The organism is Pontibacter locisalis (assembly GCF_042684605.1).
Lineage (GTDB): Bacteria > Bacteroidota > Bacteroidia > Cytophagales > Hymenobacteraceae > Pontibacter > Pontibacter locisalis.
Genome location: NZ_JBHULU010000002.1, coordinates 153,421 through 178,844 on the forward strand (window position 1 = coordinate 153,421; position 25,424 = coordinate 178,844).

Sequence of the window (25,424 nt, forward strand, 5' to 3'; positions counted from 1 at the left end):
TGTTACTGGTAGGTTCAGTGGCTTATTTCGCCATTGAACTGGCAATGGATCAGTGAAGCTCCCGAGACTTCGGTTAAGTATTGCCAAAGGCTGTTAAACAGGCTTTGCATAGGAGCTATACTGCTCATTAACGTGAGTTCAGTATACTAAACCCTGCTGATCTTACAGCCCATTCTAAGGTCAAACTCTGCCTCCGAGGTTATGCCCGTCATGGCGATGGCTCTCAGGGAAAGCTCCGCGCAGGCATGGGCGTCAGAGGCAGCGCGGTGGTGCAGGAAATCGATACGGTGCATGTTACAGAGCGTCTTCAGGTCGTACTTATTCATGCCTTTCCAGATGTTTTTTGAAAACCTGAGGCTGCAGGAATAACGTGCTTCGGGTAGCGGGATACTATAGGTGGCGAGCGTTTTACGCAGCACGCTCATGTCAAAGCTGGCATTGTGAGCAATGAGTAACTGCCCCTCCAGGTATGGCTTTATGACCGGCCACAGCTCCCGAAAATCCGGCTGGTCTTTTACATCGGCAGGCCGGATACCGTGCACCGCCACATTAAAAGGATTGAAGTGCGGGTAATACAAAGGCTTGATGAGCCAGGAACGGGTTTCCACAATTTTCCTATCCCGAACCACTGTCAGGCCAATCTCACAAGGGCTGTCTCGCTGTGGCGTGGCTGTCTCGAAATCTAAAGCGATAAAATCCATGGCCAAATTTAAGTATTAAAACTCTTACTCCCGCCACCAGTTCTGCTGAGGTGCCTTTTTATGGAGAATAACTGGTTCCCCGATCCGGGGTGTCGCCACATCCACACCTAATTCCCTGGCTTTCGCAGTAGCCCGCTCGATAGGCTCCGTCCAGGGGTGGAGGGCCAGCGCAAAAGTGCCCCAGTGGATAGGCAGCAGCAGTTTACCTTTCAGGTCGAGGTGTGCCTGCACCGATTGCTCGGGCATCATGTGTATGGTGGGCCACAGCTCGTTGTATTGACCATTCTCCATCAGGGTAACATCAAAAGGGCCGTATTTTTCCCCAATCTCCTTAAAACCTTCGAAATAGCCTGAGTCGCCGCTGAAGAAGATCTTATCCTCTTTGCCCTGTATTACCCAGGAGGTCCAGAGGGTTTGCATTCTATCCGAAAAGCTACGACCGGAGAAATGCCGTGATGGCGTAGCTGCAAAGGTGAGCCCCTTAAAATTGGCCTCGTGCCACCAGTCCATCTCCGTTATTTTCGAAGCTGGCACCCCCCAGCGCTCCAGGTGAGCACCTACGCCGAGCGGCACAAAAAAGTGGGAGGTCTTCTTTGCCAGTTCTTTTACAGAGCCATAGTCCAGGTGGTCGTAATGGTCGTGCGAGATCAGAACGGCATCTATCTTAGGCAACGCCTCAGCGGTAACAGGCAGTTCAGAGAACCGCTTTGGTCCCATAAAACTGATTGGAGAGGCCCTTTCACCCATCATGGGGTCCAGTAGCAGGCGCTTTCCGTCTATTTCTACCATAAAAGCAGAATGGCCGAGCCAGGTAATTACCGTGGCGGTATCCTGGGTGGCGGTAAGTTTACCCGCATCCAGTTTCCGGACAGGGATCTTGTAGTCCGGCGTCAGGTTTTCCGTGTTGCCGAACAGCCGGGAAGTGATCGCTTTCACAGTACCTTTAAAGCCCAGGTCCAGGTTGGTCTCCACGGGGTTCTGGAACTCTCCGTGCCAGTAATTCGGTGACTGCAGTATCTTTTCCCGGCGCGTTCCTTCTGCTTCAGCGCCGAACTGGGGGGAGAGTTGTATTAACGAACAACCTGCTACCATAACCACCAGCACTACCAGGGTGAGCACATACAGGAAAATTCTAAAGGGTTTCTTCATGCCGGAAAATTGAACGAGCACCTGCTCTTCTTTTATGAGATGCCAACATAACAATACCCCTTAAGGTTTTCAAACCTGTGGCCTGAAATTCGTAAACGGGAGGAGGTGTTTTAGCTTTTTCTATTGTATGCCCAATGTTGTTGACATTTTGCTGCTCCTGATCATCATTTCCAGTGCTGTTGCCGGGGCAAGGCGGGGGTTTATTTTCGGTATGCTGGACCTGGTAAGGTGGGTGGGGAGTTTGCTCATCGGCCTGCGCTTTTACCCTTATGTTGCTAACCTCCTGGAAAAGCTGGTGGACTGGGACGAGCTGTGGTTGCTGCCGTTTTCCTTTTTTATAGTGGTGCTGCTGGCCAGTATGCTGCTGCACGTGCTGGAGTCGTTGCTGCTGGAACGCCTGTCACCTGACATCCATGCGCGGCAACTGAACCAGGTAATGGGTATGGTACCGGGCCTTTTGAATGGCGCGATAGCGGTAGCCATTGTTGCCGTTTTACTCTTGGCTGTTCCTTTGCCCAACGGCCTTGATGCAAGCGTGCACCAGAGTTCGGTGGCCAATCGTTTTGCGGCCTATGCCTATCGTGCAGAGGCGGTGTTAACACCTGTGTTCGAGGATGCGGTGCAGCGTTCCTTAAACACGCTCACCATTGAGCCGGGGGCTGAGAAGATAATAGAGCTGCCCTACACCGTAGAGGAGCCTGTTCCGCAACCCGAGCTGGAGGCAAGGATGCTGGAGCTGCTTAACCAGGAGCGGATTACCAACGGACTAAAGCCGCTGAAGCCTGATACGGCCCTGAGGACCGTTGCCCGGGAGCATAGTGCGGATATGTTCAGGCGGGGTTACTTTTCCCACTACTCCCCTGAAGGGAAAGATGCCTCGGAAAGAATAAGAGAAGCAGGTATCCGGTACATTGCGGCCGGCGAGAACCTGGCACTGGCCCCCACGCTAACCATTGCCCATGAGGGTTTAATGGACTCGCCCGGGCACAGGGCCAATATTTTGCAGCGGAACTATGGCAGGGTAGGGATTGGGGTGATGAAAGGAGGCCCGGGTAAGCTGATGATCACCCAGAACTTCAGGAACTGAAGGTTGTTCAAAAGTACTCTATTTCCCTTTCCACGATATACTTTGCTTCCCCATCTTCGTACTCTATTTTCCTGATCCAGTTCTTTTTCCTGTCATATTCATACTTGTTGGTCGTCTGGTTTATTCGCTTTCCCTGCGGGCTGTAGGTTCTTGCCTGCACTTCATTTCCCATCTTATCATAGGTATAAATGGTGCTGTCCTGCAGCGTACCTTCTGAGTCATAGGTTTCGAGCCCCACCAGGTTATTTTTCTTATCAAACCTGTAGATGGTCCTGAAGTTGAAGGTACTGTCCTCGTAAAATGTTCTCTCTGCAACAGTATTCTCTTCTTCGTTATAGGTATAGATGTTTCTTCTGCCCCAGAAAAGGTCTCTGTCTGCTTCTATCTCCTTCACATTCCCTTTTTCATCGTAGCGGATCTCTCTTTTGTACTTCAGGCTGTCGTTGTAATCATAGGCATACTGCTCCGTCAGGTTTCCTGCTTCATCGTATTTGTTTACCTCTTTTTCTACAAGGTCACCATAAAAATAGTACGCACGTCCTGTCTCTTTCCCTTTGTCGTTATACTCGTAGACCCATTTATTCACCAGAGTACCGTCAGAGTCGTATTGCCTCTCCTCCAGCAGATTGCCCTCCTGATCATAAAGCATAACCGTTTCCGGCCTCGATTGGGTATCTGCCTTTTTCCCTTTTGTGACCTTCCCGTTCTCTATATCCGCGCTGTAGGTGGTAGTTTTTACAGTCCTTACTTTACCTCTGAAGTTAGACTCCGGTAATAAGTTTTCCTCGAAAGCGAACTTAGAAGAGCCGCAGCCATAAAGGATGACCAGCAGGATCAAAGCAAATTTTAGTTTCTGTTTCATGTGTCTTTCCTGGGTTGATGATCGCATTGCAGGAGAGGGTGGATAGGCAGACAGGCTGGTGCTGCTATAGTTTTAACGTGATTTTTCTTTTATACGGTGTCCGGGCGATTTAAAGATGCTTTACCACTTCATCTTCAGCTATCTTCTACTTTTGCATAGAACCCAAACAGCTCTTTCGAGCCTCAATAAAAAAAACAGATTTTTTTTCAGGAGCGGGCAACGGTTCTGAGTTCGGTCTGGTCTTACAGTCAAAATAAACCTATGAAATTCATTACCATGAAACCAAATCAATTCTTGCTGATGGCCGGGTTAGGCCTGGCCACTTTAACATTTTCTTCCTGCGAAAAGGAGCAGGTTCTGCCTGCTACGCCTGGGAAACCTACTACAGGTACACCAACTACCACAACTCCGCCACCTGTTACTACTCCGCCTGTTACCACCAACAGCCTGGTAAAGCAGTTTGATACGGATGTATTTAAGTACGATGCGCGAAACAGGGTAGTGGAGGTAAGCTATACTTATCAGGCAGACCTGGGTTATGCAGTGGTTTACGAAGGCAGCAAAGTAGCAAGGCTAAACTATAAAAACGGGGACTATGCGCTTTATACCTATGAAGGTGATAAAGTTGTAAAAGCTGTGGTTCACGCTCCTGATAACAAGGTGAAGTTCGATTACACCCTGGCCTACACTGGCGACAGAGTTGTAAAGCTAACGACAATCACTTTCGTGGATATACCTTCCAAGCGAGGTCACCTGAGCATCATTGACTACAAGTACGATACTAAAGGAAACCTGGCGGAGCAGGTGCTGGTGTGGTCGCCTAGTAACAGCCCGGATGACATGCGAGGCCCTACTGTTATCAAGTGGGGAGATTACGACAACAATCCTAATCCGATGCCTTTTACACTGCATAACCTGTACATCCCGGGAGTGAAGGTTTCCACCAATAATCCTGGATTTAGAGATTTGTATGGTAAGGAGCTTTATGCCTACACATACCATGATTCCGGCATGCCGAAAGAGCGTACGCTGAGGTTAGAAAGAGAACCGGGGTTACAGCCTTATACTGTAAAGTATACCTACTAACAGCCTGTAGCACTTCTTTCCGGTTAGTGTAATAAAAGAGAGCCACTGTACCAGGCGAGGTACAGTGGCTCTCTTTTTTCCGGAAAAAACGGTCATATTCCTAATTGAACAGATATAATTCGACTCCCTCGGTTCGTTACCCGTATAGAAAGTATAATCAATCTTTTCGAATAAATAGTACAATCAAAATGTTAATCTTCTGGACGTTATTAATAGGGGTCTTGCTGGGATACGTGTATGGCCACTATATAAAGCCCAACCGCAAGCTGCACAAAGCCATACAGGAAGCACGTCGTGCCTGCGCTGTTTTACAGGAAGACGGAAACAAAGGCGTTTACCGTACCATCATAACAGATCATAACCAAACCTCAGAGCTTGTAGCAGAAGTGAGGGAGCTGGCCGTTACCAAGGCAGGGCAGGTAAAGGTGGAGTACATCAGTGCTTACTACAAGAACCCGGAATTCCGCACAAAGAAAGGGGAGGCCCTGCTGCGCGAGGTGCGTGAGCTGCTGGGGGAGTACCTGCCCCTGAGTGAAATAGAATGGTACGAGAATTCGGAGCGCGATGAGCGCATTCACAGGCAACTGAGTAAATTAGACAACCTCGAAAAACATCAATTCGGAGAATAAACCATGGAAAACACCAACATCTCGATTACCGAAGATAAGGAGCTGATACAGAAAAGAGCCCAGGACTTGTCGCAGACCATTGATCCGGAGAAACCAGAAACCCTTACCAATTTTGGCGTAGACACGCAGCGCAAGCTGGGCTATTACTCCAACGAGCTCCTGACAAAGGTAAAGGCGAAGGATTCAGGTGATGCCGGTACTGCTATTAACGAGCTGCTGGCGCAGATCAACATGGTAAAAATAGACGAGGAGGAGAAGCGTGGCTTCCTTTCGCGGCTGCCATTCGGTAAAAAACTGCAGGACCGCTCTAAGCGGATCGCCAGCCAGTATAACTCTATAGCTGAAAACGTGGATGATGTGGTCGTGAAGCTGGAGAAAACAAGGCAGAGCATTCTTAAAGATTCCACCAGCCTGGATGTGATGTTCAAGCAGGCAGTGGAGTATATCCACGAGGTGCGCGCTGTGATTGCCGCAGGTAGGATGAAGATAGAGGAACTGGAAAACGATACAATTCCGAAGTTACAGACCGAGGCCGAGCGCAGCAACCAGGACGAACTGGCGGTTCAGCGACTCAGTGACATGATAGCCTTTAAAGAGCGGCTTGAAAAAAAGGTACATGACCTGACGCTGTCGCACACCATCGCCACCCAGTCAATGCCCCAGATCCGGATGATACAGAACACGAATGAAGTACTGGCTCAGAAGATACAGGACTCCATCGTAACCGTAATTCCGGTATGGCGCCAGCAGGTGGCCATCGCCCTGGGGCTGGAGAAGCAGCGGAAGGCACTGGACATTCAGAAAAAAGTGACCGACACCACCAATGAGATGCTGCTGAAGAACTCGCAACTCCTGAAGACGAACGTAGTGAACGCAGCCAAAGAGAATGAGCGCGGCATTGTAGACGTGGACACCCTCAAGAAAGTGAACCGTGACATGGTAGAAACGCTGGATGCTGTGCTGAAGATATCGGAAGAGGGAGCCCGTAAGCGTGAAGAAGCCGTGAAAGAACTGGCAGAGGTACAGGAGGAGCTGAGCAACAAAATTCTCAGCACCTTCGGTAAATCAAAGCAAATTGAGTCTTAGAAAACATGGCTGAAGATAAAGAAAGAACTACTGTACACCGAAACCTGCTGACACAGGAACAGGAGGAGCTTCTGGATCTGTATCTTCAGAAGCTGGATAAGTTTTACGATGAGCAGAAAAACTCCGTGAAAGTACAGGTGGAAATTGAAACGGCACACCTTAAAAAGGTTCTTGGTAAATGATCAGGTTTCTAAAACACCTCTTCGGGCTAAAAGGGGTAACGGGTAACAGAACGGTGGTTGGAAGTCCGGAAAGTATAGACACCAGGGACCTGCCTTACATTCAGGATTCCCAGAAGCGGCTGACGGCCCTGCTGGAGCTCTATAACCGCTATAAAACCACGCCGCATGCGCAGAAGATCTATAGCGTTTATGAAAAGACTAAACGCATCCACGCGTATTTGATAGCCCGGAACAAGGCGCATGAACTGGAGCTTTTTCATCTGCAGCACACGGATCATTTCCTGAATACCTTCACTATCATCATAAATGCGCATCAGCACCGTAACCCGCAGGTAAGTCAATACAGACAGCCACGTTCATGGGCTTCGTCACCACCTCCACCTCCACCACCATCTCCAAGACCAGCAACGAGGCCCGAGGTTATCGGCAGAACCCTGGTGTTTGGTCCTTTCCGGAGTGAGAGCAAAGAGGTGAAGGCAGTACAGATGCAGCAGAGTCGGGAAACAGGTCAGCGCATTTTTGTAGAGACGAAGCATGCTAAAACTAATATTGCCAGACTCACGGTACCTGAAGTTGCCATTGACACTTATTCCAAAATAGTCTACCTGAAAGAGGACGTATCAGACGGACTTACTACTAGTGAAATTGGCTATACTTCCACTACCGAAGAAAAAGAAGCTTTTGTGAATTATGTGGCTGCTCGATTGGGAATAGAAGAGGTGTCTTATGTTGGTAACACCATGACCAGCCTCCATAACCACGATAGCTCCAATCCGGCAGAAATGGTTCCTGTTATCCATTGGAATGGCTGCCCTTATGCTCTCCTTTTAGAAGAGGACCGCCTTTTCCCGGTAAAAACCTTTGGGAAGAGCCGGTGAGTTTTGAAGCTTCTAGATAATACATAATGAAAAAGCCCTGATCACGCTATGCGATCAGGGCTTTTTTTTAAACAAGTCTGTCAGCTGTAAATATCTCCTGGTAAATGTTAATGTAGACCAGAAACCGGATACTCCCTACTAAAGCTAAAGCACCGCAAGATCTGCACAGTAAGAGAGGTTCTGCCTTTATACCTTTGTGATGTTCACTAAAGGCAGCAGTTGTATGATCAGGGAAGCATTGCACTACATTACACACCACTCCAATGAGGATATTTCGGTGTAAAGGCTTACCCGGATAAGTGATTATTTACCATTTCACCTGCATCGAATACTGAAGAAACTGTAACGACACAACTGGTAGCATAAAAGTAAAAAAAAGAACTAAAGTAACTGTAAATCAATAGATCGAAACATATTTTAAATAAAAAACTATGGAACCTGAAGTAAAAACTCTCGAAACTAAACAGCAGGAGCAGAATAAGGAAATTGTGCAACAATATGCAGACGCTTTCAATGATGGTGACCTGGATGCTTTGGTGGCGCTTTTCGCACCCGATGCAGAGATACAAGGTGTTTTTGGGAAAGCTCAGATGGAGAGGGCTCTTGAAGTATGGCGGCAGCTTGTAACAGGCCTGGGAATGCAACTAACTATAGAAGGCATGATAGCAGAAGGTGATGTTGTCGCTGTCAGGTATACAGAGAGAGGAACCTTTACAGGTCCTTTTATGGGACATGAGCCAACTGGTAAATCCTATGAAGTTGCAGCTATGGAGTGGTTTTTAATCAGGGATGGGAAAATTCAACAAAGGTGGGGCGCAAGAGATCACGCTTCCCAGGCTCGCCAGATTGGATTACCCTTAAATTAATTGACAAAAAAGTTGACGAAGGTTTTATCCTTAGCTGTAGCTATGATAGCTACCACTGACTAATCTTGCCGTTACTTGCCTGACTTACTTTCCGATGCAGAACTTAGTAAAAATATTATCGAGCAAATCGTCTGTTGTGATTTCGCCTGTGATCTCACCTAAGCTGTAGAGTGCTCTGCGAATATCAGCAGCTACAAGGTCTCCGCTCATACCCAGGCCGAGTCCGTTGAGCACATCATCCAGGGCAGCGTAGGTTTTGTTCAGGCTGTCTACGTGGCGCAGGTTGGTGACAATGGTCTGACTCTGTGTATTCAGTTTACCCAGATTCACTTTCTCAACAAGTGCATTTTTCAAGTCCTCAAGGTTAGCACCCTCGGCGGCTGAGATCTGCACCAGGTTTTCTATGCTTGCAAAGGCAGCCAGCTTCTCCGGCGCTGCCTGGTCAATCTTATTGGCTACAGCTACTATAGGGAGTTTCTTAGGATTCAGCCTGTCCAGCTCCGCCTGCACTTCCCCGGCGGTTACTTCTGTGATGTCGAACAGGTAGATGATCAGGGAGGACTGACTCAACTTCTGCATGGTACGCTCCACGCCAATGGCTTCTACCTTGTCCGTAGTTTCGCGGAGTCCGGCGGTGTCAATAAAGCGAAAGGTAACACCTTCGATATTTATTTCATCTTCAATAAAATCACGCGTTGTACCCGGTACATCCGACACTATCGCTTTTTCCTCGTTCAGGAGCTTGTTGAGCAGCGTAGATTTACCGGCATTAGGTTTACCTACAATCACGGTGGGCACACCATTCTTGATCACGTTACCCAGTTCAAAAGATTTTAACAGCTCCCGGATAATTTGCTGTATGTTCAGTATGAGTGTACGCAACTGGTCACGGTCCGCAAATTCTACATCTTCCTCTCCGAAGTCTAGCTCCAGTTCTATCATGGAGGCAAAGTGCACCAGCTCTGCCCGCAGCCGCTTGATCTCCTGCGAAAAGCCGCCGCGCATTTGCTTCATGGCTACCTCATGCGAGAGAGCTGAGTCGGAAGAGATAAGGTCAGCTACAGCTTCGGCCTGCGCCAGGTCAAACTGGCCGTTCAGGAAAGCCCGCTTTGTGAATTCACCTGCATTGGCCAGGCGAGCGCCATGCTTTAACAGGAGCTTTACGATCTGCTGCACGATAAAGTCGGAGCCATGGCAGGAGATCTCCACCACATTCTCTTTGGTGTAGGAGTGAGGTCCTACAAACAGCGATACCAGCACCTCATCCAGTATTTTACCTTCATCCCGGATAGTACCAAAGTGAATGGTATGGCTTGCCTGTTTAGTCAGGTCTTTGCCTTTGAACACTTCGTTTGTGATGGTTATAGCCTCTGGCCCGGAGAGCCTGATAACAGCAATAGCTCCCACACCCGGAGCGGTGGCTACGGCTACTATGGTATCGTTGGATGTAGTAAGGTTGATCAAAACAAGTATATATTGTGCGTAAGCAAAATTACGCATTTATTATCAGAATCAGGATTTTCGGGATGAGGAATGATGGATAGGATTTTCTGCAGCACCGGGTCCAACCACCCCTACCCCTCCTTCCCAAGGAGGGGAGTCTGCTACTGCTTAATCTGAAGCATGAGTTTCATTGCGCTGGTGTAATCATCCCCTACTCACTCCCGAATCCAGTTCGGGATCTGCGACTTCCAAGGGGGACATTATCCTTACACCTTTACTTGCCTTGCCAATTGTAGAAGCCTTATCTATCGAACTGATCCCAACCTTTGGGTTGAGCGCCTTGTGAGATTCCGGTGCCGTAAGGCATTGCGACCGTAAGGGTAGCAAAGGAAGGGAACACAGTGCGATGCCCGAAGGTGAGTCCCCGCGGACTTGGAGCGCACCAAAGCCAAAGGTGAAACAGTAGGCAAGTTAGACTGCGGGTGAATGGAGGCTATAAAGAATAGCAGAGAATAAGACTGAAGATGCAACAGCTGTTGGATAGGATAGCGGCTCACTTTCTTTTAATTATTGCCAAAAAGTAACCCAATTACTTCGCCTGTTTCTCGTACTCCTGGAAATTCATCGATTTATGGTGATCCTCTCCGAAGTAGCGTAAGATCTTCGCAAAGTTTCTGGCATCAAAGTATCCCGGAACAGGAGCCAGCATATTCATTTTCTCGTCAAGGTAAACAGTGGTTGGGTAGCTCATCTGGCCCTGCAGGAGGGCTACTGCCAGTTCATGCGATCTGTATTCTGACTTAAAGGTATACGTTTGGCCATTAAGGGTGATAGGCTCCTTGCCTTCGGCATCGAGTTTAACAGGATAATAGTGTTCATTGATAAGAGCAGCTACTTTGGGATCAGTGAAAGTATCCTTATCCATTTTCTTACACCAGCCGCACCAGTCGGTATACACATCGATTACCACTTTTCGCGGTTCCTTTTTCATTCGTTCAGCAGCCTGTTCTATGGTCAGCCACTTGATCTTTTCTGCCGGTTTCGGTAATTCTGCAGGTGCTTGCGAAGAAGCCTCTGCCGCGCCTGTTACTGCCGCTGTTGTAGTCTGCTCAGTAGCTATTTCGGTAGAGGCTGCAGGGGGCGTACTTCTATTACAGGAAGCCAGAAGGGTCAAAGCAATTATGGGAACTATGACTAATGTTTTCATTTGATATTTTATGTTAAGCAGGAGTGTGTCTTCTGTGGGTGCCTGGGCTAGTGCTGTACAGGCTGCACTTGCTTTCGTTTTATGAGCAAACCCCGTGCCGGTGAAAAGAGGAAAGCCAACGTAAATTCAATACCTGTCACAGTGGCGATTGCCCCGGCTATTGATCCATCAATCCAGACAGCCAGGTAATAGCCTGCAAAAGATGCCAGTATACCTAGTAAAACAGAAAGTACCAGCATTGTTTTAAAATTGTCGGTGAGCAGGTAAGCCGTGGCAGGAGGGGCCACCAGAAGCGCAACAACCAGTATGGCTCCTACAGATTCGAAAGAGGCTACTGTTGTAAGGGATACGGCCGTCATGAGCATGTAATACCAAAGCGTTGTAGAAACTCCGATGGCAGCGGCATAGGCAGGATCGAAAGCTGTCAGGAACAGTTCTTTATAACCAAAGATGATAAAGAGCAAGATAAGTATGGCAACTGCTCCGATTGTCCAGACGGTGCGGGGACCCATGCTTAGGCCTCCCTCCGTTATCCACAGATCAAGCGGTACGTAAGCTATTTCACCATAAAGCACGCAATCCTGGTCCAGGTCTACCTGTCCGGCAAACACGGAGATAAGTATAATGCCAATGGCAAAAAGCCAGGTAAAGGTTACACCAATGGCGGCATCAGACTGCACCCGCGCATAACGGTGAAAGAACTCGATCAGGAACGTGGTCAGCACACCTAGTAATCCTGCTCCAATGAGCATAGGTATGGATTCGCGGGAGCCGGTAAAGAGAAATGCAATAACAATACCTGGCAGTACAGCATGGGAGATAGCGTCTCCTACCATGGCCATGCGCCGCAGAATCAGGTAACAACCTAACAAGCTGCAGCAGGCTGCCACAAGTGATCCGGTAAGTATGATCCAAAACGCGTTCATGTTATCTTCTATTATTGTTATAGCCCCTTGGCTATGGTATCTTAGAGCTGTGCGGATCCAGCACAGGGTAATTTAACTCAATCATCAGTCGCTGCTCCAGTTCCGGTGTAATGATATGCTCAATGGTTTCCGCGTCTTCGTGTACATGGTCGGAGGCTAAGTGCAGATACTGCGTTAGATACAACTCCCACAGGCGATGAAGCCTAACAACCCTACGGCCTCTGCTTACACCCTCCATGGTCATGGACCATCCTTCCGGCTGCCGCTCCAGGTAACCCTGGCGCCTGAGCTTATGTAACCCGATTTTAGCTGTCTTTGCCGGGATGGCGCGGCGTGCTAACAACTCTTTTATAGGGCGTGGCCTGTAGAAGTCCTGGTCGGGTTCGCCAAGCTGGTACATCAGTTTCAGCAGGTTTTCTTCCAGAATAAGTGTTTTATTTGTTCTCTGCCGCAGGAGACGCGCCACCCATCCTTTCTTCGGCGCAAAGGCAAAGGAAAGGATGGCTATCATTGAGATGATGAGCACGATCCAGGGACCGGTTGGCATGGCAGGAGCAGTGTAAGAAACAAAAGCGCCTGCAACACCTGAAAAAGCTCCCATCAGGGCAGCCAAGACCAGCATCAGGCCCAGCCTATCCGTCCAGAAGCGTGCGGCAGCGGCAGGTGTAATCAGCATAGCGGCCATCAGCACAACCCCTACTGCCTGAATACCAACCACTACCGCAAGAACGGTAAGGGTAGTCAGGAGCAGTTCAAGCCCCCGTACCGGAAAGCCAATAGTCCGTGCAAATGTTTCATCAAAGCACAGCAGTTTAAGCTCTTTATAGAAAAGGACTGTAGCAATAAGTAGTAAAACTGCCACTACACCAAAAGCGATCAAATCATCTCCTACCAGCGATGCAGCCTTGCCAAAAAGGAACTTGTCCAGTCCGCTTTGTGCCGCATTTCCTGAATGCTGAATGGCAGTGAGCAGAAGTATCCCGACGCCAAAGAACACAGACAGCACAAGCCCTATAGCAGTGTCTTCCTTTATGCGGGACCGGGAGGTAATAAAATCAATAGCGATGAGTGAAAGCCAACCTGTAATGAATGCCCCTATCAGTAGGATAAGTGGATTTTTAGTGCCTGAAAGTATAAAAGCAAGGCATACGCCTGGTAAAACAGCGTGCGCCACGGCATCTCCTACCAATGCCCGTTTCCGGAGTAGCGTAAAACAGCCAACTACGGCAGAACTGCTGGCCAGCAGTACGGATCCAAGCGTAACGTAACGCACGTTAGCATCAGCAAAAGAAAAGAATTCAAAAAACTCATTCATATTCCGCTCCCTTTACCTGACTTCTCTCGATGGAAACTCCTGCTTCCTGAGCAGGTCTCCCACTTTGCTGAGCACAGTTAACTTTCCGCCATAGGTGTGCTCAAGCAGCTCCTGCGTCAATACCTTCTCTGTTGGGCCAGAGGCTACCAGGCGCATGTTGAGTAATACCACCCAATCAAAATACTCTGCGGCAGACTGTAGGTCGTGGTGCACCACAATTACTGTTTTGCCCTGTTCCCGCATTGTGCGAAGCAGCTCTATGATAGCTGTTTCCGTGGCAATGTCAACGCCGGCAAAGGGTTCATCCATAAAGTACAGATCTGCGTTTTGGGCAAGTGCCCTGGCCAGGAACACCCGTTGCTGCTGTCCCCCGGAAAGCTGGGATATTTGCCGATTGGCAAAAGACTGCATACCCACTTTCTCGAGTGCCTCCATGGCGGCATCTTTGTCTGCCTTGCGAGGTCTTTTAAAAAGACCAAGGTTACCATAGCGCCCCATCAGCACTACATCAAACACAGATGCTGGAAAGTCCCAGTCTACGGATTCGCGTTGCGGGACGTAGCTGATGCGCTTTCGTATTTCATCTATCGGTTTATTGAATATGCGTACGTAGCCACTGCCTGAAGGCAACAGGTTCATCATAGCCTTGATCAGTGTAGATTTACCTGCTCCGTTTGGCCCAATAACACCTACCAGTGCACCGGCAGGTATTGTTAAATCCACGCCCCACAGCACTGGTTTACGGTCATAACTAACCGTTAAATCATGCACTTCTACTACCGGATTATCTACTTGTAGTATCATAGCTTATCTTAAAGAGGATACCATACTGTTTACATTGTGGCGCACCATTCCGCTGTAGGTACCTTCGGGTGTGCCTTCTTCGCCAAGAGCATCAGAATAAAGGGTGCCGCCCACCTGTACCTGGTGGCCCTTCTGTTCACTGCCAATCACCACTGCCTCAATGGATTTAGGCGAAACAGACGATTCTACAAACACAGCTTTTATCTTGTTTGTAACGATAAAATTAACAAGAGAGGCAACGTCCTGAAGTCCGAACTCCGACACTGTGGAGATACCCTGCAGGCCTCTTACCTGAATGTTATAAGCATCCCCGAAGTAACCAAAGGCATCGTGAGCTGTGATGAGGATGCGTTGTTTCTCCGGGATAGATGAAATCTCCTGGCCCACCCAACTATCCAGCTCATCCAGCTTTTTGAGGTAAGCTTCTGTATTCTGCTGATATACCTTCGCATTGGCAGGGTCTTTCTGCTGTAGTTCCTGGCTCAGGTGCTTTACCACTTGCTGCCAAAGCTGCACATCAAACCATACGTGCGGGTCATGGCTATCCTGGAATTGGGGAGAGCGGCGCAGCTGCCCTTCAGGAATTCCGGCTGTAGCTGCTACTACTGTTTTCTGGCGTGCAAGCTTCTCTAGTACTTCACCCATTTTTCCTTCCAGGTGCAGGCCGTTGTACACGATCACATCGGCATCTGTCAGCTTCTTAAGATCACCCTGTGTTGCTTTGTATAGGTGGGGGTCAACACCGCTGCCCATGATCGACTCCACATCTGCCGCATCACCAATAATATTTTCGACGGCATCCTTTAAAATGCTGGTAGTGGTGACCACCTGCATGCGTGTGCCCGGCTGAATTTCGCCTTTGCTCTGTGTTTGAGAGCAGGCAGAGGTGAACAGCCCTAACAGCAACAGAAAGCAGGCTATGTATAAGTTGAATTTCATAAGGGTCACTAGTAGTCTAAGCTGATAAGAAGATGTTTTTAGACACCTCACTGGATATGAGCAGGTTCTTTTTTTCTTCCAGCGTAATCTCAAAGGAATTGTCGTAGGGGATCTTGTCAATTATCCGGATACTGGACCCCAATGAAATACCCATTTTATCCAGGTACTGCAGGAAGAGAGGTTGAGAATCGTTTACACCTACAACCAGACCAGATTCATTGATCTCCATCTCTGCCAGGAGCCGCTGCTTTTTCGGTTTCATTTCACCTGTTTCTGACGGAATCGGATCACCATGGGGATCGAATTTCGGGTAACCCAGAAATTCATCCAGACGCCTGGTGAGCAGACTGGAGGAGATATGTTCCAGCTCTTCGGCTACTTCGTGTACCTGGTCCCAATTAAATCTGAGCTTCTCTACCAGGAACGTTTCCCAAAGGCGGTGTTTCCGGATGATCTGCAGAGCTACCCGCTCACCGGCAGGTGTCAGTGACACGCCTTTATACCTTACATAGTTTACAATGTCTTTCGCGCTCAGTTTGCGGAGCATGTCCGTAACAGAAGCAGCTTTTGTTTCTAAGGCATCGGCAATGGCATTGGTGTTAACTTCCTGGTTACCATTATCCGATAGCTTATAAATTGCTTTTATGTAATTTTCCTCAGCGAAACTATACACCTCTATTCAGTTATGAATTATGAGCTATAATTTATGAATGAGATTCTTCGCTTGAGAATCACATAAATAGGTCATAACTCATAATTCGTCATTCATACCTCATTAAACTACCAGCGGATAAGCGCGGACGCCCATGTAAAGCCGCTGCCAAAGGCTGCCAGACACACAAGATCCCCTTCTTTGATGCGGCCTTCTTCTACTGCCTCACTTAAAGCAATAGGCACAGAAGCAGCTGTGGTATTACCATACTTATGGATGTTGCTCATGACCTTCTCAGCAGGAAGCCCCATTTTCTGCTGGATGTAAGACGTGATGCGAAGGTTGGCCTGGTGTGGTATCAGCATGTCGATATCTTCAGGTTTGTAGCCATTCTTATTCAGGGCCTCGTCTATCACCTCCGGAAACCGGGTTACAGCATGTTTAAATACCATATTGCCGTTCATGTGGGGATAGATAGAACCTTCATCAATCATCTCATGGGTCAGGCGGTTCTTTTTGTTGCTTCCCGGGTCGAGTACGGCCAGCTCTTCGGCAAACTCACCATCGGCATGCATGTGCGTGGAAAGAATTCCCCTGTCGCTGCTATCAGAAGGGGTGAGTACTACCGCACCGGCTCCGTCACCGAAAATAACTGAAACCCCGCGTCCACGGGTACTAAAGTCAAGTCCGCTGGAGTGTATCTCTGAGCCAACCACCAGAATGTTGTTGTACATTCCTGTTTTAATAAATTGGTCCGCCACGGAAAGGGCATAGATAAAGCCGGAGCACTGGTTACGTACATCCAGGGCCGGTATTTCTCTCAGGCCAAGTTCACGCTGTAAAAGCACCCCGGAGCCAGGGAATACATAGTCCGGGCTAAGTGTGGCAAATACAATCATGTCCAGGTCCGATGCTTCCAGTCCAGCCATCTGCAAAGCTTTACGGGCAGCATTGGCACCCATGTTAGCCGTCGTGTCTACTCCTTCAGTAAAGTACCGACGCTCAACAATGCCAGTTCTCTCACGGATCCATTCATCCGTAGTGTCCATTAGTTTTTCGAGGTCTTTATTCGAAACAACATTATCTGGCACGTAATGGCCAACACCAGCTATTTTAGAATTACGCATAGAAAAAGATCTTATTAATTACAAATATACTAATTTTTGAGAAATTTAGATTCGTCTAAAAATATTTTAAATCATTTGTGTCTATTGATTCATCTGATGGAAAACCTGGAGTAGCTTATCTTCTTCCGTTCTCCAAAAAATATTTTCGGGTGTGCTTGAAGTATAAAACAGGGTTTGCCTTAAAGTTGTTGTCAGGTCCTGTTCATCTATGTTGTTAAAGTCAACGGAGATACCTGCCTGATGATGCTTTACTATACTATGCCACAACGGGTTTTGCTGCACCAGAATAGGGAGCGCATGAGCCATGTATTCGTATAGCTTGGTGGGTATGCAACGGAAGGTGCTGTCGTTTGGCTGGTAGGGTAAAAGACCTACATTGCTTCCGTTGATTTCTTCTATGATCTGCTCGTGAGGAACAAGTTTATCTCCTCCAACTAAACGGATGTAGCCTTTCTCTTTGATCCGTTGCTTAATTTCATGTAGCGTTCCTTTATTGGCACAATAGCCTATGATCGTGAAGGTGGTTGTATTGTTGACCTGGAAAAGCTTTTCTGCCAGAGCAATCGCCTCGAAAATGCCATATTCTTCGCCTATAGTGCCTGAATAAAGCAGGCGAAGTGGCTTTTCTTTAATCATTACCGGAGTGGCGGGGGAGGTGTAGGAAACAGATGGCTTGTACTTGTTCTCCAGAACAGTATACCTGTTCTCCAGGAATAGCAGTTCGTCAGCATAGCTTCTTTCAGCTAAAAGGAAATGATGGATTTTTGGGCTTATCCACTTTTCAATGCTCCTCACACCTAAGGCCAGTGCCTGTTTTAGCAGGGGAGGGTAGTTGTTTTGCTTGAGAAGGTTCAAAGCATAGTTTTCCTGTACATCATAGATAAGTTTTACCTTATGCTTCCGCCTGTAGGCGTAACAGGGGAGGAGGAGTTCATGTGTGCAGGCAATCAAAACATCAGGTTTAATTTCTTCTAAAAGGCGGTAGAACCTGAGTTGTGCCTTTACCCTGCCCATACTTAACCGTTTGAAAGAGAAAAACGGCTGAAACGACAGGTTACCCGGTGAAGCGGCAGGCAAAGGTGCCTTAAAGCCACAGACGTAAACGTGCGTATCCTTGAGCTTGCTTAACGACAGGCCCAGTTTTTCATACATGCGGGTGTCATTTATAGGCTTTAGAAGGGAAGCTATTAGAATTCTCTTTTCAGACATCCGTTAAATTTAATACTTTTACGAATCATTTTTACTTAACATTATTCTGACATGGCGCTAAGAGAAATAATTGAGCAGGCCTGGGAAAACCGAGAACTATTAAAAGAAAGCAATACAGTAGAAGCCATACGTGCTGTAATTGATGAGCTTGATAAAGGAATCATCCGGGTGGCAGAGCCTAACGGAGACGATTGGCAGGTGAATGAGTGGGTGAAGAAGGCGGTGCTGATGTACTTCCCGATCCAGTCGATGAAGACGATCGAAATTGGCCCGTTTGAGTTCCATGATAAGATAGCGCTGAAGCGCAACTATGAGCAACTAGGTGTGCGGGTTGTACCTCATGCGGTGGCACGATATGGCTCTTTCTTGGCGAAGGGTGTGGTTATGATGCCATCTTATGTGAACATCGGAGCTTATGTAGACTCCGGTACCATGGTGGATACCTGGGCAACAGTAGGTAGTTGTGCACAGGTAGGCAAGAATGTGCACCTTAGCGGTGGCGTTGGTCTTGGTGGTGTGTTAGAACCTATTCAGGCGGCTCCGGTTATTATCGAGGATGGTGCCTTTATTGGTTCCAGAAGCATCCTGGTAGAAGGTTGCCGCATTGGCAAGGAAGCTGTAATAGGTGCTGGTGTGACGATAACTGGTAGCTCTAAGATATTTGATGTAACAAGCAGCGAGGAGAAGATCTACAAAGGATATGTACCTCCACTTTCAGTAGTTATCCCGGGTTCATATACTAAGAAGTTTCCGGCAGGCGAGTTCCAGGTGCCATGTGCCCTGATTATTGGTCAGCGTAAGGAAAGCACTGACCTGAAGACTTCGTTAAACGATGCACTTCGCGATAACGCGGTAGCAGTTTAAGGGTAGCGTATCAAACGTATCAAAATAGTAACAGAAAAGCCTTTGCAAATAGCAGAGGCTTTTCTGTTACTATCCTTAATTGCTACCTGGAATGAATGGCTAAGCGATTCCCTTCTGTATCCAGGAACAAACCCATGTAACCTATTTCCTCTGTGATTAACTTCTTTGCCTGAAGCACCCTTCCTCCGGCAGATTCTACTTTAGCCAGCTCAGTGGCCAGGTCACCGGATGGAGAAGAAAAGTATACCAGTATACCATTCACGGAAGGTTTATAAAATTCTTCATTTTTTACGAGAGAACCTGAAGCTCCTGTCCCATCTTCCTTGAAAGGAAACCAAGCCATTTCTTCGTCTCCAAACACATGGTGCTCTAATTCATAACCAAATACTTGATTATAAAAAGTAATGGCGCGTTGCATGTCTTTCACTGGAATCTCAAACCAGCTGACAGCATTATTTTTATCACCCATAGTTTTACATTTACTTGTCCTTGTACAAAGTACAAAACAAAAACGACAGGCAAACTTACCTGTCGTTTTTGTTTTGTATAATATAGGTGTACTTACTTCTTGAACCTGTCAGCCACAATCAGTTCTTTGGTGCCGTGGGTCCAGGAGTAGAAACCATTGCCTGATTTAACACCCTTATGGCCCGCCTGTACCATGTTTACCAACAAAGGACATGGTGCATATTTTGGATTGCCGAAGCCTTCGTAAAGAACATTGAGGATTGAAAGGCATACATCCAGACCTATAAAGTCAGCTAACTGCAGTGGTCCCATCGGGTGCGCCATTCCTAACTTCATGATAGTGTCAATCTCCTCCACGCCGGCAACGCCCTCATAAAGACTGTAGATAGCCTCATTGATCATTGGCATCAGGATGCGGTTTGCAACAAAGCCAGGGTAATCGTTACATTCCGTAGGTACTTTACCCAGCTGCAATGAAATATCCATGATCTCCCTTGTTACCTCATCAGAAGTGGAGTAGCCACGGATGATCTCTACCAGTTTCATTACGGGCACCGGGTTCATGAAGTGCATGCCAATTACCTTATCCGGACGGTCTGTGACAGAGGCAATTTTGGTTATAGAAATTGAGGATGTGTTAGATGCAAGGATAGCCTCAGGTTTTGTGAAGTTACTCAGGTCGCGGAAGATTTTTAGTTTCAGGTCAACATTCTCTGTCGCCGCCTCAACTACTAAATCTGCTTCTTTCACCCCCTCCTGCATACTGGTGTGGGTAGTGATATTTTTCAGCGTGCGTTCTTTCTGCTCTTCTGTAAGGTTGCCTTTGGCTATAATCCTGTCAAGATTTTTAGTAATAGTGGCAAGTGCCTTTTGTAGGGCTTCTTCAGATATATCTATCAATGAAACAGGGAAGCCATTCTGTGCAAATACGTGGGCAATGCCATTGCCCATTGTACCAGAACCAATAACCGCTACTTTCTTCATAGGTCGAGTAATAAAAAGTTAATTGATGTATACAAAGCTAGCATAAATATGTTTTATGGCAGGGCCCTTTATGGAAGGTGTTAGAAGATTTCAATTTATGCGTTTATGAAATATAGGATAAAACTGCCAGGTGGAGTAGATATAGTATTAAATTTTATAAGCAGGATTAAGTGTGTGTAACTTTTAATAAAGTTTTGTAAATGACTGTTTATTAGGTCTTTTTATGCTTTATTATGCGTGGTTTGAACAGTTTGTATGTATATATTTAATCTGATATCAAACAAATAATGCTATTATGTAAATCTTTTAAAATACTTGCGCGTAAAAGCAACAAACAAAAAAATACAAAAGTCTTAAGTTGTAACATTGAGTACACTTTGAAGAACTGTTACACCACAAAAAGATATTTGTATATGTGAAACTGAAAAAAGAATTTGATTAACTGAAAAAAGAATTTGATTATAAACTATGGGAAATTTGCTGTATATAATTGCGGTCGTGCTGATAATTTTCTGGCTGATCGGCTTTTTAGGTTTTCCGGACGCAGTAGGTGGAATAATTCATGTGCTGCTTGTTTTGGCCGTAATAGCTGTGCTGTTACGCCTGATACGACGGGCTTAACCTGTTATTAATTATTACGTTATAATCATTATAAGTAAAACTGGAACATACTAAACAAACAAAACTATGGGAAATTTATTGTATATAATAGCAGTGGTATTAGTTATCTTTTGGCTCATCGGTTTCTTAGGATTCCCTGATGCTGTAGGTGGGTTAATCCACATATTATTAGTAATCGCAATCATTGTTGTGTTGCTACGACTCATACGTGGCTGATGCATAATAAATAAGATACACGAATTGTAAAACAAAAGAGGTTGCCAGAATTCTGGCAACCTCTTTTGTTTTGTTGAATGGAATTACTTAACGGCGAAAAGGAATGTTGAAGCCGGCTCGTATTACAGGATTAGAATAGGGTGATTCTAAATCATTGAAGTTATACAACACCAGAAAATCAAAAGAAGCTCTTTCACCCATCCGCTGACGATATCCTAAGCCTGCCATTGGCATACTTACTGTTTTCCTGAAGTTCTCAAGCTGACCGTTTAAGCCAATTCTTAAGTCTTCTATATTTAATACCTCTAACTCAGAATGAACCAGTATTGCTCCATTGTTGATAAGTCCGGGAAGTACTTCGTGTTGAGCAAAAGCCCGCCCTCCGTAGTTCTGCAGCGTGCGGCCGCCACTTCGTATAAAGTGGTAAACTACGCCGGTACCAACACTAAATTTATCTGTTACCCGATAACCAATAATAGGTAACAAGGATATATTAGTGAATGTGCCAAACTGCAAACCAAAGCTGCCACCAAAGTAAAGGCGATCAACGAAAGTGGTTCTTTCTTCTTCCTGTGCCTGCACAATTTCCGGCTTAACCTGCACTTCAGGCTGTTGCTGTGTGCGTTCCTGCTTTGGCTTGTTCTGCTCTACCGGCGCAGGAGGTCCTGTAGGGAGGGCAGGCTTCCGTTGTGTAGTATCAGGAACCTGTGCCATGGCAGGCACAGCAATAAGCAGCAGTAATGAAACAATAAGTAGTCCGGCTATTCGGAAAAGTGGTGTCATGAATGATTGATATCTGTTTTACAAGAGGTTAAACCAGGGCAGTGGCATACATTTTCTTACGAAGCTCTTTGATCGTGTCATCAGACAAGTACTCTTCGTAAGTCATGCGCTTATCAATGATGCCGTTTGGCGTTAGCTCTATAATACGGTTTGCAATCGTGTCCACGAACTGTAAGTCATGGGACGAGAAAAGAATTGTGCCATCAAAATCCTGTAGCGAGTTGTTCAGTGCTGTGATCGACTCCAGGTCCAGGTGATTGGTTGGCTCGTCAAAAACAAGCACATTACCAGACTGAAGCATCATTCTAGAGAACATACAACGTACTTTCTCGCCACCGGATAATACATTTGCTTTCTTAAGAGACTCCTCTCCCGAGAACAACATACGGCCCAGGAAGCCACGGATAAAGCTCTCGTCCTTTTCTACTGAGAACTGGCGTAGCCAATCCACCAGGTTCAGGTCAGTATCAAAGAATTCCTGGTTATCTTTTGGAAAGAAAGAAGAAGTAATGGTAGTACCCCATTTAAAGTCTCCGCTATCAGCTTTTTCCTCATCAAACAAGATCTTGAAGAAAGTGGAAGCGGCAATGTCATTACGCCCGATCACAGCGATTTTATCTCCCTTGTCCACCATAAAGGTGATGTCAGTAAAGATGGGCTGTCCGTCGATGGACTTACTCAGTTTTTCTACGTTCAGTATCTGGTTTCCGGCCTCACGTTCTGGTTTGAAAGCGATGTACGGATATTTACGTGAAGAAGGCTGAATGTCTTCTACTGTTAGTTTTTCCAACAATTTAGCACGCGACGTTGCCTGCTTGGATTTGGAGGCGTTGGCGCTGAAACGACGGATGAACTCCTCCAGTTCTTTACGTTTGTCTTCGGTCTTCTTGTTGGCATCTGCACGCTGTTTCAAAGCCAACTGGCTGGACTGATACCAGAATCCATAGTTACCCGCAAACATCTTTATCTTTCCAAAATCAATGTCTGCCACGTGCGTACAAACTGCATCCAGGAAGTGACGGTCGTGTGACACAACTATCACAGTATTTGCAAAATTATCCAGGAAGTTCTCCAGCCACATGATTGATTCTGCATCCAGGTGGTTGGTAGGCTCATCCAGTAACAGGATATCCGGATTACCGAAAAGTGCCTGGGCAAGTAGTACACGTACTTTTTCGCTACCACTCAAGTCTTTCATAAGGGAGTGGTGCAGGTCTTCACTAATGCCAAGTCCGCTCAGGAGTTCAGCTGCTTCATACTCTGCGTTCCAGCCTTCCATATCGGCAAATTCGCCCTCTAGTTCAGCTGCACGAATACCATCCTCCTCGTTAAAGTCTGGTTTAGCATAGATCGCATCCTTCTCCTCCATAATGCTCCACAGGCGTTTATGGCCCATTATCACCGTTTGAAGGGCAGGAAATTCATCGTACTCAAAGTGGTTCTGCTTTAATACTGCCAAACGCGCGTTGGCAGGGATTTCCACAGAACCTGTATTAGGATCGATTTCGCCTGATAATATTTTTAGAAAAGTAGATTTGCCAGCACCGTTGGCACCAATAAGGCCATAACAGTTGCCGGGAACAAACTTTATTGTTACGTCTTCAAATAATGTGCGCTTACCATAAGCTAAGCTGACATTGTTGGTACTGATCATAAAGAGTTATGTATGGGAGTTAAATTTAATCTTGCTGCAAAACTACAAAATAAAAATCGGGAATGGCGCAAACAGCGTTAACGCAGCAGTGAAAAACAAAAATCGGTTAGTTAGTAATTGTTTTAAAACCAGTCCTTTCTATAAAGGGGGTTAAAAATTTATACCGCAAACCACAACGCCACTTGTCTTTCTTTAGTATATAGTTTTAATAATATACAAAGCTACGCAGGAAGTGTAGGCATGCATCTTTTATTTTGCTATTCCTTAACCAAATGCGGAGCTAAACTGTTCATTTTAAAATCATTAATTGAGCAATATAACAAGATAAAACATGGCATCCTCTAACGTAACATATCAGAAGGTATCAATCAAATATGGAATAATGGTAGGCATCGTACATATGATTTATTTCATGCTGATGTGGGCACTTGGTCTGACCGATGTAGTAGAACTATCTTTTTTCAGTGGGATCTTTCTGATAATTGGAATAGTGATGGCTATAAAAAGCTTCAAACGTGCTAAGAACGGTGTTATAGCCTACTTCCAGGGCTTAGGAATAGGTGCTACTGTAGGTGCAGTGTCTTCAGCTTTACTTGCTTTATTTCTGGTAGTTTTCGTAAATGTTCTGGAAACGGATTATCTGGAATCTTTACAGGCTAGCGCTCTCTTCCCGGAAAGCTTATCAATCCTGTCACTTTTTGTGCTCACAATAGTGTACGGTACAGTTCCCGGTCTATTAGTTGCCTTTATTGCTATGCAGTGGTTCAAGAACCCGGATCATACAATGTCTGAGCGTGTATAGAACACGTATAATAAGCGTTTACTCTAGTTCACTTTTAGATTAAGTTATGGAAAGAGTAGGTATTAAATACGGAGTGCTTACAGCTGCAGGCCTTATTGGTTACTTCGTGATAATGATGCTCCTGGGGCTGACAGACGTTATTGAATTGAGGTTCCTTAACGGTGTAATAATGGCGATTGGCGTTACCTTAGCTATAAGAGCTTATAAAATCAGTGTAAATGGGCAGATTGCCTACCTGCAGGGTTTTGGAGTGGGTACTATTACCGCAGTAGTGGCAACTACGCTCTTTGCCGCTCTTATGGTGCTTTACATCAAGATCGCAGGAGAGGGTTTAGTGAGTACTTTGTCTACTCAGCGTTACCTGGGAGAGCGTGTAATGTCTACACCAGGAGTGGTGGTATTTATTGTTTTGATGCTGGAAGGAGTTATCTCTGGTGTGATGATTTCCTTTATTGCCATGCAATGGTTTAAACGTGATGAGCATAAGGTGCCAAACAGTCCCTGAAACATTGTAGCGCTATAACATAAAAGAGGAAAGCCCACTAATTAGTGGGCTTTCCTCTTTTATGTTATAGAAGGTTTATTTTACAATGTGGTCTGGTCGCTGTATAATCTGAACTACTACCTCATGGAAGTCGCCTTCTTTATCTTTTAGTTTAAAAATGACCATCGGGTTGTCGGCGTCGTGTACAGATTTTATGTCTACCACTTGTTCACCTTCCTCTAGCTTATCTTCTAATTGAGGAGTTAGATCCTTGAACGCTTTGGCAAAGTCTACCTCTAGTTTACTTGGGTTATAATATGTTGTTATCATGCTAATACAATTTTGAAAACCTGACTTGCACTTTGGGCTTTCCGGTTACACTAATAAAAATACTATTTCA

General features: G+C 46.3%; 29 protein-coding genes. 12 read left to right on the top strand and 17 right to left on the bottom strand.

Going from position 1 to position 25,424, the window contains the following annotated elements; all coding sequences use genetic code 11:
- Nucleotides 1-146: 146 nt before the first annotated feature.
- Together ACFSRY_RS01710 and ACFSRY_RS01715 are read right to left on the bottom strand one after the other, a co-directional pair.
- Nucleotides 147-701: a 3'-5' exonuclease gene (locus ACFSRY_RS01710; protein ID WP_377502795.1), complete on the bottom strand. Its 555-nt coding sequence runs from the start codon at nt 699-701 to the stop codon at nt 147-149.
- Between the two features lie 24 nt (nt 702-725).
- Entirely contained in the window at nt 726-1,850 is a 1,125-nt protein-coding gene (locus ACFSRY_RS01715; protein ID WP_377502797.1) for an MBL fold metallo-hydrolase, read from the bottom strand.
- Nucleotides 1,851-1,977: 127 nt separating this feature from the next.
- On the opposite strand from ACFSRY_RS01715, the gene ACFSRY_RS01720 reads away from it, so the two are divergent.
- Entirely contained in the window at nt 1,978-2,937 is a 960-nt protein-coding gene (locus ACFSRY_RS01720) for a CvpA family protein (RefSeq protein ID WP_377502799.1), read from the top strand.
- Between the two features lie 7 nt (nt 2,938-2,944).
- On the opposite strand, the gene ACFSRY_RS01725 is transcribed toward ACFSRY_RS01720, so the two are convergent.
- Entirely contained in the window at nt 2,945-3,799 is an 855-nt protein-coding gene (locus ACFSRY_RS01725; RefSeq protein ID WP_377502801.1) for a hypothetical protein, read from the bottom strand.
- A 261-nt stretch (nt 3,800-4,060) separates the two neighbouring features.
- On the opposite strand from ACFSRY_RS01725, the gene ACFSRY_RS01730 reads away from it, so the two are divergent.
- The 6 genes from ACFSRY_RS01730 to ACFSRY_RS01755 all read left to right on the top strand — a co-directional run bounded on the left by ACFSRY_RS01730 (nt 4,061) and on the right by ACFSRY_RS01755 (nt 8,526).
- Complete coding sequence (locus ACFSRY_RS01730; RefSeq protein WP_377502803.1) at nt 4,061-4,885, top strand: hypothetical protein; 825 nt, start codon at nt 4,061-4,063, stop codon at nt 4,883-4,885.
- Between the two features lie 188 nt (nt 4,886-5,073).
- Nucleotides 5,074-5,514, top strand: a complete 441-nt coding sequence (locus ACFSRY_RS01735) for a hypothetical protein (protein ID WP_377502805.1) — start codon at nt 5,074-5,076, stop codon at nt 5,512-5,514.
- 3 nt (nt 5,515-5,517) lie between these two features.
- On the top strand, nt 5,518-6,600 hold the full coding sequence (locus tag ACFSRY_RS01740; protein WP_377502807.1) for a toxic anion resistance protein: 1,083 nt from the start codon (nt 5,518-5,520) through the stop codon (nt 6,598-6,600).
- A gap of 5 nt (nt 6,601-6,605) precedes the next feature.
- Nucleotides 6,606-6,782: a hypothetical protein gene (locus ACFSRY_RS01745; RefSeq protein WP_377502810.1), complete on the top strand. Its 177-nt coding sequence runs from the start codon at nt 6,606-6,608 to the stop codon at nt 6,780-6,782.
- On the top strand, nt 6,779-7,660 hold the full coding sequence (locus ACFSRY_RS01750) for a hypothetical protein (RefSeq protein WP_377502812.1): 882 nt from the start codon (nt 6,779-6,781) through the stop codon (nt 7,658-7,660). The genes ACFSRY_RS01745 and ACFSRY_RS01750 overlap by 4 nt, the downstream gene beginning before the upstream one ends.
- A 431-nt stretch (nt 7,661-8,091) precedes the next feature.
- Nucleotides 8,092-8,526 carry an ester cyclase gene (locus ACFSRY_RS01755; RefSeq protein WP_377502814.1) on the top strand — a complete coding sequence of 145 codons (435 nt, stop codon included), beginning with the start codon at nt 8,092-8,094 and terminating at the stop codon, nt 8,524-8,526.
- A gap of 84 nt (nt 8,527-8,610) precedes the next feature.
- Here the strand turns inward: ACFSRY_RS01755 and mnmE are convergent, their stop codons facing one another.
- The 9 genes from mnmE to ACFSRY_RS01800 all read right to left on the bottom strand — a co-directional run bounded on the left by mnmE (nt 8,611) and on the right by ACFSRY_RS01800 (nt 18,148).
- Complete coding sequence (gene mnmE / locus ACFSRY_RS01760) at nt 8,611-10,026, bottom strand: tRNA uridine-5-carboxymethylaminomethyl(34) synthesis GTPase MnmE (RefSeq protein WP_377502816.1); 1,416 nt, start codon at nt 10,024-10,026, stop codon at nt 8,611-8,613.
- Between the two features lie 532 nt (nt 10,027-10,558).
- Nucleotides 10,559-11,176 carry a thioredoxin family protein gene (locus ACFSRY_RS01765; protein ID WP_377502819.1) on the bottom strand — a complete coding sequence of 206 codons (618 nt, stop codon included), beginning with the start codon at nt 11,174-11,176 and terminating at the stop codon, nt 10,559-10,561.
- 47 nt (nt 11,177-11,223) lie between these two features.
- Nucleotides 11,224-12,102, bottom strand: a complete 879-nt coding sequence (locus ACFSRY_RS01770; protein ID WP_377502821.1) for a metal ABC transporter permease — start codon at nt 12,100-12,102, stop codon at nt 11,224-11,226.
- A gap of 31 nt (nt 12,103-12,133) precedes the next feature.
- Nucleotides 12,134-13,417, bottom strand: a complete 1,284-nt coding sequence (locus tag ACFSRY_RS01775) for a metal ABC transporter permease (protein ID WP_377502824.1) — start codon at nt 13,415-13,417, stop codon at nt 12,134-12,136.
- 12 nt (nt 13,418-13,429) lie between these two features.
- Nucleotides 13,430-14,221 carry a metal ABC transporter ATP-binding protein gene (locus tag ACFSRY_RS01780; RefSeq protein WP_377502826.1) on the bottom strand — a complete coding sequence of 264 codons (792 nt, stop codon included), beginning with the start codon at nt 14,219-14,221 and terminating at the stop codon, nt 13,430-13,432.
- 3 nt (nt 14,222-14,224) lie between these two features.
- Nucleotides 14,225-15,160 (bottom strand): metal ABC transporter solute-binding protein, Zn/Mn family, encoded by a 936-nt coding sequence (locus tag ACFSRY_RS01785; RefSeq protein WP_377502828.1) that lies wholly within the window; start codon nt 15,158-15,160, stop codon nt 14,225-14,227.
- Between the two features lie 16 nt (nt 15,161-15,176).
- Entirely contained in the window at nt 15,177-15,833 is a 657-nt protein-coding gene (locus tag ACFSRY_RS01790) for a metal-dependent transcriptional regulator (RefSeq protein WP_377502830.1), read from the bottom strand.
- A gap of 107 nt (nt 15,834-15,940) precedes the next feature.
- On the bottom strand, nt 15,941-16,939 hold the full coding sequence (locus ACFSRY_RS01795) for a 3-oxoacyl-ACP synthase III family protein (protein ID WP_377502832.1): 999 nt from the start codon (nt 16,937-16,939) through the stop codon (nt 15,941-15,943).
- 81 nt (nt 16,940-17,020) lie between these two features.
- Complete coding sequence (locus ACFSRY_RS01800) at nt 17,021-18,148, bottom strand: glycosyltransferase (protein ID WP_377502834.1); 1,128 nt, start codon at nt 18,146-18,148, stop codon at nt 17,021-17,023.
- Nucleotides 18,149-18,199: 51 nt separating this feature from the next.
- On the opposite strand from ACFSRY_RS01800, the gene ACFSRY_RS01805 reads away from it, so the two are divergent.
- A complete protein-coding gene (locus tag ACFSRY_RS01805) occupies nt 18,200-19,012 on the top strand; it encodes a 2,3,4,5-tetrahydropyridine-2,6-dicarboxylate N-succinyltransferase (RefSeq protein WP_377502836.1) in 813 nt (270 codons plus the stop codon).
- A gap of 82 nt (nt 19,013-19,094) precedes the next feature.
- On the opposite strand, the gene ACFSRY_RS01810 is transcribed toward ACFSRY_RS01805, so the two are convergent.
- Nucleotides 19,095-19,481, bottom strand: coding sequence for a VOC family protein (locus ACFSRY_RS01810; protein ID WP_377502838.1), 387 nt, complete (start codon nt 19,479-19,481; stop codon nt 19,095-19,097).
- A gap of 92 nt (nt 19,482-19,573) precedes the next feature.
- Entirely contained in the window at nt 19,574-20,464 is an 891-nt protein-coding gene (locus ACFSRY_RS01815; protein ID WP_377502841.1) for a 3-hydroxybutyryl-CoA dehydrogenase, read from the bottom strand.
- 468 nt (nt 20,465-20,932) lie between these two features.
- Here ACFSRY_RS01815 and ACFSRY_RS01820 point away from each other — a divergent pair, with 468 nt between their 5' ends.
- Together ACFSRY_RS01820 and ACFSRY_RS01825 are read left to right on the top strand one after the other, a co-directional pair.
- Nucleotides 20,933-21,085: a lmo0937 family membrane protein gene (locus ACFSRY_RS01820; RefSeq protein WP_377502843.1), complete on the top strand. Its 153-nt coding sequence runs from the start codon at nt 20,933-20,935 to the stop codon at nt 21,083-21,085.
- 66 nt (nt 21,086-21,151) lie between these two features.
- A complete protein-coding gene (locus ACFSRY_RS01825) occupies nt 21,152-21,301 on the top strand; it encodes a lmo0937 family membrane protein (protein ID WP_187065451.1) in 150 nt (49 codons plus the stop codon).
- Between the two features lie 87 nt (nt 21,302-21,388).
- Here ACFSRY_RS01825 and ACFSRY_RS01830 read toward each other — a convergent pair whose 3' ends face one another.
- The gene (locus tag ACFSRY_RS01830; protein ID WP_377502845.1) at nt 21,389-22,084 is read right to left on the bottom strand and encodes a hypothetical protein; all 696 of its coding nucleotides are present in this window, start codon (nt 22,082-22,084) and stop codon (nt 21,389-21,391) included.
- Nucleotides 22,085-22,112: 28 nt separating this feature from the next.
- Nucleotides 22,113-23,738 (bottom strand): ABC-F family ATP-binding cassette domain-containing protein, encoded by a 1,626-nt coding sequence (locus ACFSRY_RS01835; RefSeq protein WP_377502847.1) that lies wholly within the window; start codon nt 23,736-23,738, stop codon nt 22,113-22,115.
- Nucleotides 23,739-24,069: 331 nt separating this feature from the next.
- On the opposite strand from ACFSRY_RS01835, the gene ACFSRY_RS01840 reads away from it, so the two are divergent.
- Both ACFSRY_RS01840 and ACFSRY_RS01845 read left to right on the top strand, forming a co-directional pair.
- Nucleotides 24,070-24,540 (top strand): DUF4199 domain-containing protein, encoded by a 471-nt coding sequence (locus tag ACFSRY_RS01840; protein ID WP_377502849.1) that lies wholly within the window; start codon nt 24,070-24,072, stop codon nt 24,538-24,540.
- A 46-nt stretch (nt 24,541-24,586) separates the two neighbouring features.
- Nucleotides 24,587-25,045 (top strand): DUF4199 domain-containing protein, encoded by a 459-nt coding sequence (locus tag ACFSRY_RS01845; protein ID WP_377502851.1) that lies wholly within the window; start codon nt 24,587-24,589, stop codon nt 25,043-25,045.
- 75 nt (nt 25,046-25,120) lie between these two features.
- Here the strand turns inward: ACFSRY_RS01845 and ACFSRY_RS01850 are convergent, their stop codons facing one another.
- Nucleotides 25,121-25,354, bottom strand: a complete 234-nt coding sequence (locus ACFSRY_RS01850; RefSeq protein ID WP_377502854.1) for a hypothetical protein — start codon at nt 25,352-25,354, stop codon at nt 25,121-25,123.
- Nucleotides 25,355-25,424: the final 70 nt, after the last annotated feature.